Below are 12,610 nucleotides of genomic sequence, written 5' to 3'. Positions count from 1 at the left end.
GGGGAGGTATTTGCTAATGCGAAAATCGTTGTCCCTGGCCGCGGTCGTGACCGCCGCCGCAGGGCTCGTGGCGGCGCCGGGGGTGTCGGCCGCCGCCACGCCGAAGCCCGAGGTGCAGTGGGTAGCCTGTCCCACCGACGTGGCGCTGCCCGGTCTGGAGTGCGGAAAGCTCCAGCTGCCGCTCGACTACCGCAAGCCGGAGGGCCGCAGGACCGAGGTGATGATCACCCGGTTGGCCAGCAAGAACCCCGCGAAGCGCAAGGGGATCCTGCTGACCAACCCCGGCGGGCCGAGCGAGGGACTGACGTTCCCGTTCGTGCTGAAGGCGGTCGGGCTGCCGCAGGACGTGCAGGACGCCTACGACATCATCGGCATGGACCCGCGTGGCATCGGATACAGCTCACCGTCCACTTGCGACATGACCGACGAGCAGATGGCGGACGGCAGCGTGCCTCCGTACGCCAACAACTCCGCCGAGGTGCGCCAGCGCGCCGACGAGGTCAAGAAGATCGCCGAGCAGTGCCTCAGGTCGTCCTCGGCCGGCGAACTGCCGTACAACACGACCGCGAACATAGCGCGTGACCTGGACTCGGTCCGTGCGGCGCTGGGCGAGAAGAAGGCGTCGTTCCTCGGGTACTCGTACGGCTCGTACCTGGGTTCGGTGTACGCCACGCTGTTCCCGAAGACCTCCGAGCGCGTCGTGATCGACAGCAACCTGCCGAAGGGCGGCTGGGACGTCGAGGGCGGCAGGCTGATGGGCCGCGGCGTCGAGGACACCTTCCCCGACTTCGCGAAGTGGGCGGCGGCGCACCCCGAGTACGACCTGGGCACGACGCCGCAGCAGGTGCGCGCCAAGTTCTTCGACCTGGTCGCGCGGCTGGACAAGCAGCCTTCGGTGGAGGGCTTCGACGGCAGGCTGTTCCGCTTCCTCACCTTCACGGCGCTGTACTCCACCGGCGACGAGGCCTTCTCGAAGCTCGCCGCCTCCTGGAAGGCCTTCGACACCGGCCAGCCGCAGCCGCCGCAGGAGTACCCGGAGGTTCCGCGCGTCCAGGCCCTGCTGGCGGGCCGCCTGAACGTGATCTGCGGTGACTCCACCTGGCCGTCGTCGGTCGGCACGTACGAGCGCAACGTGGCGATCGACCGCGTCCGCAACCCGATGTTCGGCGCGGCCGCGGCGAACATCCAGCCGTGCGCCTTCTTCCCGAAGCCGGTGGAGAAGCAGGTTCTGCCGTCCGACCGGGGCCCGCGCAACGTGCTGCTGGTGCAGAACGAGCGCGACCCCGCGACGCCGCTGGTCGGTGCCCAGTCGACGCGCCGCGCGTTCGGCGACAGGGCCGCGATGATCACGATCGACCAGGGCGGGCACGGCGCCTACGTCTTCGGCAAGAACAAGTGCGCCAACGACAAGGTGACCGCGTACCTGCTCGGTGGACAGCGTCCGAACGACGTCAAGTGCGCGGCTGAAACTGGCTGATTCCTGACGGCCGGCTCGCCCACCAGGGTGAGCCGGCCCTTGTCGTGCGCGCGCTCTCACGCTACGGTCGGGCCATCGTCGCCGCCGATTCCACTGTGGAACGGAGCGGCATGAAGACGTTTACACGGCTCGCGGCAACGGTTCTGTGCGCGGCGGCCCTCGTCACGCCCGGCACCGCCCAGGCGGCGGACCTGAACGATCCGCAGCTCAAGGACATCGCGATGCAGCTGGTGTCCAGTGCGGAGAACTCCTCTTTGGACTGGCGCGCGCAGTTCGGTTACATCGAGGACATCGACGACGGCCGCGGCTACACCGCCGGCATCATCGGCTTCTGCAGCGGCACCGGCGACATGCTCGACCTCGTCCGCCTCTACCGCGACTGGAAGCCCGGCAACGTCCTGGAGAAGTACCTGCCGGCGCTGGAGCGGGTCAACGGCACGCCGTCGCACGACGGCCTGGACCCGGACTTCCAGGGCGACTGGCAGGCAGCGGCCCAGGACGGCACGTTCCAGGGCGCGCAGGAGCACGAACGCGACCGCGTGTACTTCGATCCGGCCGTCAACCGCGCGAAGCAGGACGGCGTGCAGGCACTCGGCCAGTTCGCGTACTACGACGCGATCGTCATGCACGGCGACGGCTGGGGTGACCTGGACTTCTCCAGCATCCGCCGGCGCGCGCTCGACACCGGCGCGCGCCCGCCGGCCCAGGGCGGCGACGAGGTGCAGTGGCTGCACGCGTTCCTGGACGCACGCGTGTGGACGATGAAGCAGGAGCCCGCGCACGAGGACACCAGCCGGGTCGACACCGCGCAGCGCCGGTTCCTCAACGAGGGCAAGCTGAACCTCGAACGCCCCCTGCAGTGGCACGTCTACGGGCAGCAGTTCGACATCCGCTGACCTGACATTCCGGCGGAAACGTGTGCGCGGCAAGCGTTTCCGCCGGAATGCGCCCACTGACGGCAATTGTCCGTTTCGCGAATTAGTAAAGACTCTTGCCAATAAAGGTATGGACCCCTTACCGTTGCTCCCACGCCGCCCGGGCCCCCGACATCCCTGCCCCGGAGGGAACTTCGTGAAGATCACTGGTCGCATCGCGGCCGCACTGCTGACGTGCGCCGCTCTTTTCACCACCACCATCGGTACCGCCTCGGCGGCCAACCTCGACGAACCGCGTCTCAAGGACATCGCGATGCAAATCGTGTCCAGCGCGGAGAACTCCTCCACGGACTGGAAGTCGCAGTTCAGCTACATCGAGGACATCGACGACGGCCGCGGCTACACCGCCGGCATCATCGGCTTCTGCAGCGGCACCGGCGACATGCTCGACCTCGTCGAGCTGTACAAGACGAAGAAGTCCGGCAACGTGCTGGAGAAGTACCTTCCCGCGCTGCGCAAGGTGAACGGCACCGACTCGCACTCAGGCCTCGACCCCAACTTCACCAAGGACTGGAAGACCGCAGCCAAGGACTCCGTCTTCAAGGCGGCACAGGAGTCCGAACGCGACCGCGTCTACTTCAACCCCGCGGTGAAGCAGGGCAAGGCCGACGGCGTGCGCGCCCTGGGTCAGTTCGCCTACTACGACGCGATCGTCGTGCACGGTGACGGCGGCGACAAGACGAGCTTCAGCAACATCCGCAAGCGCGCGCTCGGCAAGGCGAAGCCCCCGTCACAGGGCGGCAACGAGACCACGTGGCTCAACGCCTTCATGGACGCCCGCGTGTGGGCCATGAAGCAGGAAGCGGCCCACGAGGACGTCTCCCGCATCGAGACCGCGCAGCGCGTGTGGCTGAAGGCCGGCAACTTCGACCTGAAGACGCCGCTCAAGTGGAAGGTCTACGGCGACAGCTTCACGATCAACTAGCTCCGCCGTTTCACACATGGGAATTAGGGGCGCACCCAGCCGGGAGCGCCCCTAATTCCCATGTGTGACAACAGTTTCGTAATCGAATGAACATCCTTGCCGGTGAAGGTCCGAACCCCTTACCGTTGCTGCACCGCCGCCCGGGACACCCCGGGAGGAACGCGTGAAGATCCCAGGCCGCACGCTGGCCGCAGTTCTGATGTGCGTCGCGCTCGCCACCGCGACCACGGGCACCGCCCAAGCAGCCGACCTCAACGACCCGCGCATGAAGGACATCGCGATGCAGATCGTGTCCAGCGCGGAGAACTCCTCCACGAACTGGAAAGCGCAGTTCAGCTACATCGAGGACATCGACGACGGCCGCGGCTACACCGCCGGCATCATCGGCTTCTGCAGCGGCACCGGCGACATGCTCGACCTGGTCGAGCTCTACAAGCAGCGCAAACCCGGCAACGTGCTGGAGAAGTACCTCCCCGCGCTGCGCAGGGTGAACGGCACCGACTCCCACTCGGGCCTGGATCCCAACTACACCAAGGACTGGAAGACCGCGGCCAAGGACTCCGTCTTCAAGGCGGCACAGGAGTCCGAACGCGACCGCGTCTACTTCAACCCGGCTGTCCGCCAGGCAAAAGCCGACGGCGTGCGCGCACTCGGCCAGTTCGCCTACTACGACGCGATCGTCATGCACGGCGACGGCTGGGGCGACCTGGACTTCTCCAGCATCCGCAAACGCGCGCTGGGCAAGGCGAAGCCGCCCTCGCAGGGCGGCAACGAGACCACGTGGCTCAACGCCTTCATGGACGCCCGCGTGTGGACGATGAAGCAGGAGCCCGCACACGAGAACACCAGCCGCGTCGACACGGCACAACGCGTGTGGCTCAAGGCCGGCAACCTCGACCTCAACACCCCGCTGAAGTGGAAGGTCTACGGCCAGAGCTTCGAGATCAAGTAACCGCGCGAACGAAGAAAGGGGCGTCCCCGGCAACAGGGACGCCCCTCCTCCTTCTCGTCTTACAGCTGGGTCCAGTCCAGCACCGGCGCCGCGAAGTCGCGGATCGACGCCAGCAGACCGAGCCGCGCGGCCTTCACCTTCTCGTCCTCGGCCATCACGAGCACCTCGTCGAAGAACGTGTTGATCGGCCCGGTGAGCCCTTCGGCAGCACCGAAGAACGCCGCCAGCCCGACAACGTCCCGCGAGACACCGTCGAACGCCTTGTGCAGCGCCACTTCCGCAGGCTCCGACAACACCGAGGCGTCGTAAGAACCCTCGACAGCCGCAGGCACGATCCGGCGCACCCGCTGCAGCGCCGCAGCCAACGCGTCGAAGGACTCGTTGCCCGCCAACGACTCCAACTGTGCCAGCGTCTCATCGGCCAGCACCGGCGAGTCGGCCAACGGCAGCACCGCCTGCACGAACCGGTGCTCGTGGCCGGCGTCGAGCAACGCCTGCTCGTACCGCCGGACCGCGAACTCCCGGGCAGTCTCCAAGGCCTCCGCGGACACCTCAAGCCCCTCAGCGGCAAGGGAAAGCGCCACCGGCAGCGTGATCGCCCGCAGGTCGGGGAACGCCCGCAACACCGTGACCGCACCGAGAGCCGCCCGCCGCAACCCGAACGGATCCGACGACCCGGTCGGCTGCGCACCGATCCCGAACAACCCGGCCAGCAGGTCGAACCGATCCGCCAGCGACAACAACGCCCCGGGCACCGACGACGGCAGCGCGTCACCGGCCGAACGCGGAAGTTCCATCTCCCACAACGCCAGCGCGACCTCGGACGTCTCCCCCGCGCGCACGGCGTACTCCCGAGCCATCACACCGGCCAGCGACGACAGTTCGATCACCATCTGCGAACCGAGATCGAACTTCGCCAGCGCACCCGCACGATCCAACGTCTCGCGGTCGACGTCGACCACCGAGGCGAACCGCCCCGCGAGCGAGGCGATGCGTCCAGCCCGGTCCGCCATCGAGCCGAGCTTGTCCGCGAACGTCAGCTTCGCGAGACCGGACTTCATCTCCTCCAGCGGTGTCTTGAGGTCCGCACGCCAGAAGAACGCCGCATCCTCGTACCGCGCGCGCAGCACGGCCTCGTTGCCCGCGCGCACCAGGTCGGCGTCCACGGAACCGTTCGCCACGGCCACGAAGTGCGGCAGCAACGCTCCGTCGGCCGACCGCACCGGGAGGTAGCGCTGGTGCTTGCGCATCACGGTGGTGAGGATCTGGGCAGGCAGCTCCAGGTACCGCTCCTCGAACGAGCCGAGGATCGGCGTGGGCCACTCGACCAGGTTCGTCACCTCGTCCAGCAGGCCGTCGACCTCGACGACACCGCCGACCGACGCCGCCAGTTCCTGCGCCGCGGCAACGATCGCGGCGGAACGGACAGCGGAGTCGACCTGAATGCCGTGCGACTCCAGGAACTCCAGGTAACCGTCCGCCTGGGACACCCGCACCACCGGCGAGGCAGCGGTCCGGTGCACCCGAGTCGTGGTCCCGGAAGCCAGCGACGACACCGCGACCGGCACCGGCGTCTCCCCCAGCAACGCGAGCAGCCAGCGGATCGGCCGGGTGAACGACAGCTTCGGGTCGTTCCACTTCATGTTCTTCTCGGAACGCAGGTCCGACACGACCTCGCCCAGCAGCCCGCTCAGCACCTCGACGGCGCCGCGACCCGCGTCGGACTTGGTCAGCGCCACGAACTCGACGCCGTTCTCGACCACGCGCCCCAGCGAGGAAACCTCAACGCCCTGGCCACGCGCGAAGCCCTGCACGGCCTTCGTCGGATTGCCGTCACCGTCGAACGCGGCGGACACACGCGGGCCACGCACCGTGCGTTCGGCGTCCGGCTCACGCGGCGAAACAGCAGGCACCAGCACGACGATCCGGCGCGGCGTGCCGTGCACGGTCACCGAACCATGCGTCAGCCGAGTCGCCTCCAGCTTGGAAACCACCGCTGAACGCACCGCGTCCACGGTCCGCAGCACCTCGTGCGGCGGCAGTTCCTCGGTGCCGATCTCGAACAGCAACGTCGCCGGCGCGACCACGTCCACAAACGACGAAGGCTTGGCGACGGCGGCCGGAAGTTCCGCCACACCGAGCGGATGCCCGAGTTCGGCACGACGCTCGGCCCACAGCGAAGCGACTTCCCGTGCCAGCCCCCGCATCCGGCCGAACGCACGCGCGCGCTCGGTCGTGGAGATCGACCCGCGCGCGTCCAGCACGTTGAAGATGTGCGAGCACTTCAGCACGAAGCTGTGCGCGGGAACGGGCAGGCGGGCGTCGAGCATGCGCCGGGCCTCGGCCGCGAACTCCTCGAAGAGGCGCTTGTTCGCCTCCACGTCCGCGTCGTCGAGGTAGTACCGCGACATCTCGTACTCGGCCTGGCCGAACGCCTCGCCGTAGGAGATGCCGGGCGCGTAGGCGATCTTCTTGAAGTGGTCGACGCCCTGCAGCGCCATCATGATCCGCTCGATGCCGTAGGTGATCTCCACCGACACCGGGTCGAGCGTCATGCCGCCGGCCTGCTGGAAGTAGGTGAACTGGGTGATCTCCAGGCCGTCGAGCCACACCTCCCAGCCGAGGCCCCAGGCGCCGAGGGCGGGCGAGGCCCAGTTGTCCTCGACGAACCGGACGTCGTGCCCGCGCACGTCGATGCCGAGCGCCTCCAGCGAACCGAGGTAGAGCTCCTGCGGGTCGCCAGGGTCGGGCTTGAGGATCACCTGGAACTGGGTGTGCGTCTGCAGCCGGTTCGGGTTCTCGCCGTAGCGGGCGTCGTCGGGCCGCACGGACGGCTCCACGTACGCCACGCGCCACGGCTCGGGACCGAGCACGCGCAGCACGGTGGCCGGGTTCAGCGTCCCCGCCCCGACCTCGGTGTTGAACGGCTGCACCACGATGCAACCTCGGTCGGTCCAGTACTTGGTCAGCGCGAGCAGCGCGTCCTGCATCGTCAACACGGCGACGAGTCTACGAAACGGACAAAACCGCTGGTCAGGGGGCCTTGATCGGGTGGTCTCCGCCACTGTGTCACCCTGTGCACAACCGAGTGGCGGCCCCGCACGTCTACTTGGTGTACCCGATTCGCCGAGAGGAGTGGGTGTGGACAACCGGCCGCCGCGGCCGGGAGACCCGAACGGGAATCCCAGGCGACCCTCTGCCACCCCGCGTCCCCAGGCGGGTCAGCCCCGCCGTCCCCAGGTGCCGCCGCGCAGCTCAGAGCCCCCGCGCAGGCAGCCGGGCCGGGCTGAGCCCCCGAAGCGCTCCGAGCCGCCGAAACGCTCGGAGCCGCCGCGCCGCGAGCCGGTGAGCCGCTCCGAACCGCCTCGCCGCGAACCTCCGCGCCGGGAGTCGGCCAGTCGTTCCGAACCTCCGCGCCGCGAGCCCCAGCGCTCCCGTGAACCGGGCAGGGCCTCGTCGTCCGCCCCGCGGCCGCGTCCGGTGGCCGACCGCCCGACGGTCCGCACCACCCCGGCGAAGGCGAAGGCGGCCGCACCCGCGGCCCGGCCGAGGCCCAGGCCCGCCGCGGCCCGCAGGCCGAGCAAGGCCGAGCGCGGCGCGTCCACCGGCGCCAAGATCTTCCTCAGCATGCTGTCCGCCACGATCCTGCTGGTCACCGGCGTCGCGTGGCAGAACCTGACCGCGCTGACCGACGGACTGACCAAGCAGGACCTGAACCTGGCCGACGCGGGCGAGAAGCCCGCCGACGGCGCGATCGACATCCTGCTGGTCGGCATGGACAGCCGCACCGACTCCAAGGGCAACCCGCTGCCGCAGAACATCCTGAACGAACTGCAGGCGGGCGGCAGCGACGACGGCGGGTTCAACACCGACACGCTGATCCTGCTGCACATCCCGAACGACAGCGGCAAGGCCTACGCCGTGTCGTTCCCGCGCGACTCCTACGTGAAGATCGCGGGCGGGTTCGGGCGGCACAAGATCAACTCTGCCTACGGGTACGCCAAGGGTCAAGCCGCCGAGAAGCTGCAGGGCAGCGGCAAGCCCGCGCCCGAGATCGAGATGGAGACGCGCAAGGCCGGCGCGAAGAACCTCATCGACACCATCCAGACCCTGACCGGCTCCACGATCGACCACTACGCCGAGGTCAACCTCGTCGGCTTCTACGACATCACCAAGGCCGTCGGCGGCATCGACGTCTGCCTCACCAACAACGTCCGCGACAGCTTCTCCGGCGCGAACTTCAAGGCCGGTCCGCAGACCATCGAGGGCAAGAACGCGCTCGCGTTCGTCCGCCAGCGGCACGGCCTGCCGATGGGCGACCTCGACCGCGTCGTGCGCCAGCAGGTCTTCATGGCCGGTCTCGCGAAGAAGATGCTGTCCGCGGGCGTGCTCACCGACAGCACCAAGCGCAGCGAGATGATCAAGGCCGTCAGCAGCGCGATCGTGCTCGACGAAGGCTGGGACATCACCAAGTTCGCCCTGCAGATGAAGGACATGACGGGCGGCAACATGACGTTCCAGACGATCCCGACCGGCAACCCCGACCTGCAGACGCCGGAGGACGGCTCCGCGGTCGAGGTGACCGAGTCCGAGGTGCGCGCGTTCGTCAAGAACCTCGGCAAGGCCCCGGCGACGTCGAACCCGGCCGACCCGAAGTTCGACAAGTCCACGGTGACCGTCGACGTCCGCAACGCCTCCGGCCAGCCCGGCCTCGCGGGCAAGGTGCTCCAGTCGCTCGTCGCGAAGGGCTTCAAGGAGGGCCAGACGGGCAACGCCGAGGCCCTGGCGAAGTCCGTCGTCCGCTACGGCAAGGGCGGTGAGGCGGGTGCCAACGCGGTCCAGGAGGCCCTCGGCGGCCTGAAGATCGAAGAGGACGTGAACGTGCCCGCCGGGGCCGCCCGCGTCTTCCTCGGCTCGGACTACTCGGGTCCCGGCGCGCAGGGTTTCACCGGATCCGGAGTGCTCGCCCTGGACGGTGCGCGTCAGCAACCGGCTGATCCCGCGGCCCCTCCGCCCATCTCCGCGGACGGCGTGCGCTGCGTGAACTGATACGCAGAGTAGAGAACTATAGCCCGTTCGGGGGATAATCCCGGCAAGTTGCGTAAGCGGCGAAGCACTGGCGCCTTCCATCACCGTGAGACCCGCTCACGGGGTGGAGGACCAGGGTGCAGACTGCGAACGGCCAAATCGACACAGTGGCGTACCAGCGCGTGCTCGGTGATGAGATCCGCAGCCTTCGCAAGCAGCGCGGATGGACCCGCAAGGAGCTGAACAAGCGACTGCAGACGGAGATCTCGCTGCAGACGCTGGCGACCTACGAGCTCGGTACGCGGCAGTGTTCCGTCGTGCGTCTCGTGGAGATCTGTCACGCGCTGGACGTGCCGGCGCACGAGGTCCTCGCCCGCGTGCACGAACGCTTCTTCGGCGACACCCCCGCCGGCCACCTGACGCTGAGCCTCACCTCGATCGCCGCGACCGACAACCCGCGCCTCCTGCCGCTCAAGCGGTGGGCGGCCGGACGGCTGCACGCGTTGCCGCCGAGTGCCTCACCCGAGGTGCACCTCGACCTGCCCGCCCTGGAGAACATGGCGCAGCTGTGCCAGCTCCCCACCGTGGAACTCATCCGGATACTGCGAGGCCTGAGCCGGTAGTTGTACCGAACCCCGTTCACACCAACGCAACGACCGTCCGAAAGGGGCAAACCGCAGCGCCGGTAACATCGCCGGGGTGAACGATTCCCCCGCCCGCCTCCCTCTGCGCACCGCAGCCGCCGTGAAGCTGGGCAACCTGAGCTCCACGCTGTCGCAGAAGATGGGCCTCGGCGCCGGCGGCATGATCGGCGGCCGGGTTGCGCTGAAGCTCGACCCGCAGGCCCTCAACCGCCTCACCCAGGGCCGCAACGTCGCCGTCGTGACGGGCACCAACGGCAAGACGACCAGCACGATGATGCTGGCGAGGGCCGTGGGCGCGCTGGGCGAGGTCGCCACGAACCACAGCGGCGCGAACATGCCCGACGGTCACGTCACGGCGCTCTCGAAGCAGCCGGACGCGCCGTACGCGGTGCTGGAGTGCGACGAGGGCTACTTCCCCGCCGTCGCGGGCGCCAGCAACCCGTCCGTCGCGGTGATCCTGAACCTCTCGCGCGACCAGCTCGACCGCGTCGGCGAGGTCCGCACGATCGAACGCTCGCTGCGCGACACCGTCGCCAGGCTCCAGAACTGCACGATCGTCGCGAACTGCGACGACGTGATGGTGACGAGTGCGGCATGGAACGCCTCCAAGGTCATCTGGGTCGCCACCGGCACCGGCTGGCACCACGACTCGGCGAGCTGCCCGCGCTGCGGCAACCCGATCCGCTGGCAGGGCGAGCACTGGCACTGCACGGGCTGCGACCTCGCCCGCCCGCACCCGAACTGGATCACCGCCGACGAGGCGATGATCACGCCGGAGCACCAGAAGCTCGAACTGCGCCTCACGCTGCCGGGCAAGTTCAACCAGGCCAACGCCGTCATGGCGGCCGCGGCGGCCCACGCGATGGGCGTGCCCGCGGACGAGGCGGTCCGCCGGTTGCGCGGCGTCTCGAACGTGAGCGGCCGCTACCGCACGATCCACCGCAACGGCCGCAGCGCGCGCCTGTTGCTCAGCAAGAACCCGGCGGGCTGGAGCGAGACCCTCACGGTCGTCAAGGAGGCCAGCCACCCGGCCGTCCTGGTGATCAACGCCAACGAGGCCGACGGCCGCGATCTCTCGTGGCTCTGGGACGTCCCGTTCGAGCGCCTGCAGGGCCGCACGGTCATCGCGTCCGGCGAGCGCGCGACCGATCTCGCCGTCCGCCTGACCTACGCCGAGGTTCAGCACACGATCGTGCCCGACCCGCTGAAGGCCATCGACCAGATGCCACAGGGGGCGGTCGAGGTCATCGCCAACTACACCGCGTTCCGCGACTTGAATGCCAGGGCTGCCGCTGATGAGTGAGTCGACAATCCAGATCGCGCTCGTGCTGCCGGATCTCCTCGGCACGTACGGCGACTTCGGCAACGCCGTGGTCCTCGAGAAGCGCATGACGTGGCGCGGCATCAAAGCCGAGATCGTGCCGATCAACTACGGCCAGCCGGTGCCGGACTCGTGCGACATCTACGTCGTCGGCGGCGGTGAGGACACCGCCCAGACGCTGGCGGTGAAGCACCTTCGCGAGCACCCCGGCCTGCAGCGCGCCGTCACGAAGAACGCCGTGGTGCTGGGCGTCTGCGCCGGCATCCAGATCTTCGGTGAGAGCTTCACCCGCGCCGACAACATCACCCACCCCGGTATGGGCCTGATCGACTCGACCTCGCACGCGGGCGGCAGCCGCGCCATCGGCGAGGTCCTCGCAGAGCCGGCGAACGGCCTGTTCGAGGGCGTGCTGACCGGGTTCGAGAACCATCAGGGCCGCACCGTGCTCGGCCCGGCCGCCCGGCCGCTCGCGCACGTCAAGGTCGGCACCGGCAACGACGGCAGCGTCGAGGGCGCCGTTCAGGGCCGGATCCTGTGCACCTACCTGCACGGCCCGGTGCTGCCGCGCAACCCGCAGCTCGCCGACCTGCTGATCGAGTGGGCGACGGGCACGAAGCCCGCGCCGCTGGACCTCCCGGCCGTGTCCGCTATGCGGGCAGAGCGGGTGAAGGCTGCTTCCTGAGACGGTCTGAGACGCCAGGCCAGATCACGGCCATCACGTAGTCGGTTGCGAGCGCAGGTCCCACCGCGGGCCTGCGCTCCATCCACACCGCGAGGCGTTCCGTGGCGCCGACGACGATCTCGGCGAACGCCTCCACTTCCAGCGGGTCCATCTCCGGCGTGAACGACGCCAGCACGGCCCCGATCATGTCCGTCTGCTGCTGACGGATGCCTTCCACCTCTTCCTGCGCCGACGGCACCGCCACAGCCGCCTCCTGCCGCAGCAGAGCCCACGACCTGCGGTGCTCGTCGATGAACTCGAAGAACGCGAGCAGCCCCAGCCGGAGGAACTCCTCCGGGCTTTGAGCTCCCGCGATCGCGGCCGCCGTCTTCTCCCGCAGCTCCGTGCGCGCCCGGTGGATGCAGCCGATGAGCAGGCCCTCCTTCGAGCCGAAGTACTCGTAGAGCATCGGCTTCGACACGCCCACGCGTTCGGCGATCTCGTCCATCGAGGTGGCGAGATAGCCCTGCTCGGCGAAGATCTCCTCAGCGACGGTGAGCATCTGGGCCATGCGCTGGGCCTTGGGCATTCGGCGCCGGGGGGCTGTCACGAATGGAGTCTACCGCTCGTAACTTACTCGGGGTAACCTACCGAGAAGTAGCTACCG

At 68.7% G+C, this 12,610-nt stretch carries 11 protein-coding genes; 8 read left to right on the top strand and 3 right to left on the bottom strand.

The annotated features are described in order from the left end of the window. Positions 1 to 16 precede the first annotated feature (16 nt). The 4 genes from ACIRG5_RS27675 (at position 17) to ACIRG5_RS27660 (ending at position 4,289) form a co-directional block, all read left to right on the top strand. Entirely contained in the window at positions 17 to 1,477 is a 1,461-nt protein-coding gene (locus ACIRG5_RS27675) for an alpha/beta hydrolase (protein ID WP_402909575.1), read from the top strand. Positions 1,478 to 1,587: 110 nt separating this feature from the next. Beyond that, on the top strand, positions 1,588 to 2,373 hold the full coding sequence (locus ACIRG5_RS27670; RefSeq protein WP_402909572.1) for a chitosanase: 786 nt from the start codon (positions 1,588 to 1,590) through the stop codon (positions 2,371 to 2,373). Positions 2,374 to 2,566: 193 nt separating this feature from the next. Continuing rightward, positions 2,567 to 3,337, top strand: a complete 771-nt coding sequence (locus ACIRG5_RS27665) for a chitosanase (RefSeq protein ID WP_402909964.1) — start codon at positions 2,567 to 2,569, stop codon at positions 3,335 to 3,337. 199 nt (positions 3,338 to 3,536) lie between these two features. Further along, positions 3,537 to 4,289 (top strand): chitosanase, encoded by a 753-nt coding sequence (locus ACIRG5_RS27660; protein ID WP_402909961.1) that lies wholly within the window; start codon positions 3,537 to 3,539, stop codon positions 4,287 to 4,289. A 59-nt stretch (positions 4,290 to 4,348) separates the two neighbouring features. Here ACIRG5_RS27660 and ACIRG5_RS27655 read toward each other — a convergent pair whose 3' ends face one another. Both ACIRG5_RS27655 and ACIRG5_RS27650 read right to left on the bottom strand, forming a co-directional pair. Further along, positions 4,349 to 7,279, bottom strand: coding sequence for a glycine--tRNA ligase (locus tag ACIRG5_RS27655; protein WP_402909958.1), 2,931 nt, complete (start codon positions 7,277 to 7,279; stop codon positions 4,349 to 4,351). A gap of 231 nt (positions 7,280 to 7,510) precedes the next feature. Continuing rightward, on the bottom strand, positions 7,511 to 7,918 hold the full coding sequence (locus ACIRG5_RS27650) for a hypothetical protein (protein ID WP_402909569.1): 408 nt from the start codon (positions 7,916 to 7,918) through the stop codon (positions 7,511 to 7,513). On the opposite strand from ACIRG5_RS27650, the gene ACIRG5_RS27645 reads away from it, so the two are divergent. The 4 genes from ACIRG5_RS27645 (at position 7,917) to ACIRG5_RS27630 (ending at position 11,964) form a co-directional block, all read left to right on the top strand. Further along, positions 7,917 to 9,338: an LCP family protein gene (locus tag ACIRG5_RS27645; protein ID WP_402909566.1), complete on the top strand. Its 1,422-nt coding sequence runs from the start codon at positions 7,917 to 7,919 to the stop codon at positions 9,336 to 9,338. The two genes, ACIRG5_RS27650 and ACIRG5_RS27645, sit on opposite strands and share 2 nt — an antisense overlap. Before the next feature lie 116 nt (positions 9,339 to 9,454). Next, positions 9,455 to 9,940 carry a helix-turn-helix domain-containing protein gene (locus tag ACIRG5_RS27640; RefSeq protein WP_402909563.1) on the top strand — a complete coding sequence of 162 codons (486 nt, stop codon included), beginning with the start codon at positions 9,455 to 9,457 and terminating at the stop codon, positions 9,938 to 9,940. A gap of 76 nt (positions 9,941 to 10,016) precedes the next feature. Continuing rightward, complete coding sequence (locus tag ACIRG5_RS27635) at positions 10,017 to 11,264, top strand: MurT ligase domain-containing protein (protein WP_402909560.1); 1,248 nt, start codon at positions 10,017 to 10,019, stop codon at positions 11,262 to 11,264. Then, positions 11,257 to 11,964 carry a glutamine amidotransferase gene (locus tag ACIRG5_RS27630; protein ID WP_319978107.1) on the top strand — a complete coding sequence of 236 codons (708 nt, stop codon included), beginning with the start codon at positions 11,257 to 11,259 and terminating at the stop codon, positions 11,962 to 11,964. The genes ACIRG5_RS27635 and ACIRG5_RS27630 overlap by 8 nt, the downstream gene beginning before the upstream one ends. Here the strand turns inward: ACIRG5_RS27630 and ACIRG5_RS27625 are convergent. Beyond that, positions 11,930 to 12,514, bottom strand: a complete 585-nt coding sequence (locus ACIRG5_RS27625) for a TetR/AcrR family transcriptional regulator (protein WP_402909955.1) — start codon at positions 12,512 to 12,514, stop codon at positions 11,930 to 11,932. The two genes, ACIRG5_RS27630 and ACIRG5_RS27625, sit on opposite strands and share 35 nt — an antisense overlap. Positions 12,515 to 12,610 lie beyond the last annotated feature (96 nt).

This window comes from Lentzea sp. NPDC102401 (assembly GCF_044765805.1).
In the GTDB taxonomy this organism is placed as follows: domain Bacteria; phylum Actinomycetota; class Actinomycetes; order Mycobacteriales; family Pseudonocardiaceae; genus Lentzea; species Lentzea sokolovensis.
Note: the sequence above shows the minus strand (reverse complement) of the source record. Positions and strands in the feature narration are given on the sequence as shown.

What these genes read in the sequence shown, in the direction of transcription:
- ACIRG5_RS27630 (WP_319978107.1), top strand. Translation starts at nt 11,257, where the DNA reads ATGAGTGAGTCGACAATCCAGATCGCGCTCGTGCTGCCGGATCTCCTC.
- ACIRG5_RS27660 (WP_402909961.1), top strand. Translation starts at nt 3,537, where the DNA reads ATGTGCGTCGCGCTCGCCACCGCGACCACGGGCACCGCCCAAGCAGCC.
- ACIRG5_RS27650 (WP_402909569.1), bottom strand. Translation starts at nt 7,918, where the DNA reads ATGCTGAGGAAGATCTTGGCGCCGGTGGACGCGCCGCGCTCGGCCTTG.
- ACIRG5_RS27625 (WP_402909955.1), bottom strand. Translation starts at nt 12,514, where the DNA reads ATGGCCCAGATGCTCACCGTCGCTGAGGAGATCTTCGCCGAGCAGGGC.
- ACIRG5_RS27655 (WP_402909958.1), bottom strand. Translation starts at nt 7,279, where the DNA reads ATGCAGGACGCGCTGCTCGCGCTGACCAAGTACTGGACCGACCGAGGT.
- ACIRG5_RS27645 (WP_402909566.1), top strand. Translation starts at nt 7,917, where the DNA reads ATGCTGTCCGCCACGATCCTGCTGGTCACCGGCGTCGCGTGGCAGAAC.
- ACIRG5_RS27675 (WP_402909575.1), top strand. Translation starts at nt 17, where the DNA reads ATGCGAAAATCGTTGTCCCTGGCCGCGGTCGTGACCGCCGCCGCAGGG.
- ACIRG5_RS27670 (WP_402909572.1), top strand. Translation starts at nt 1,588, where the DNA reads ATGAAGACGTTTACACGGCTCGCGGCAACGGTTCTGTGCGCGGCGGCC.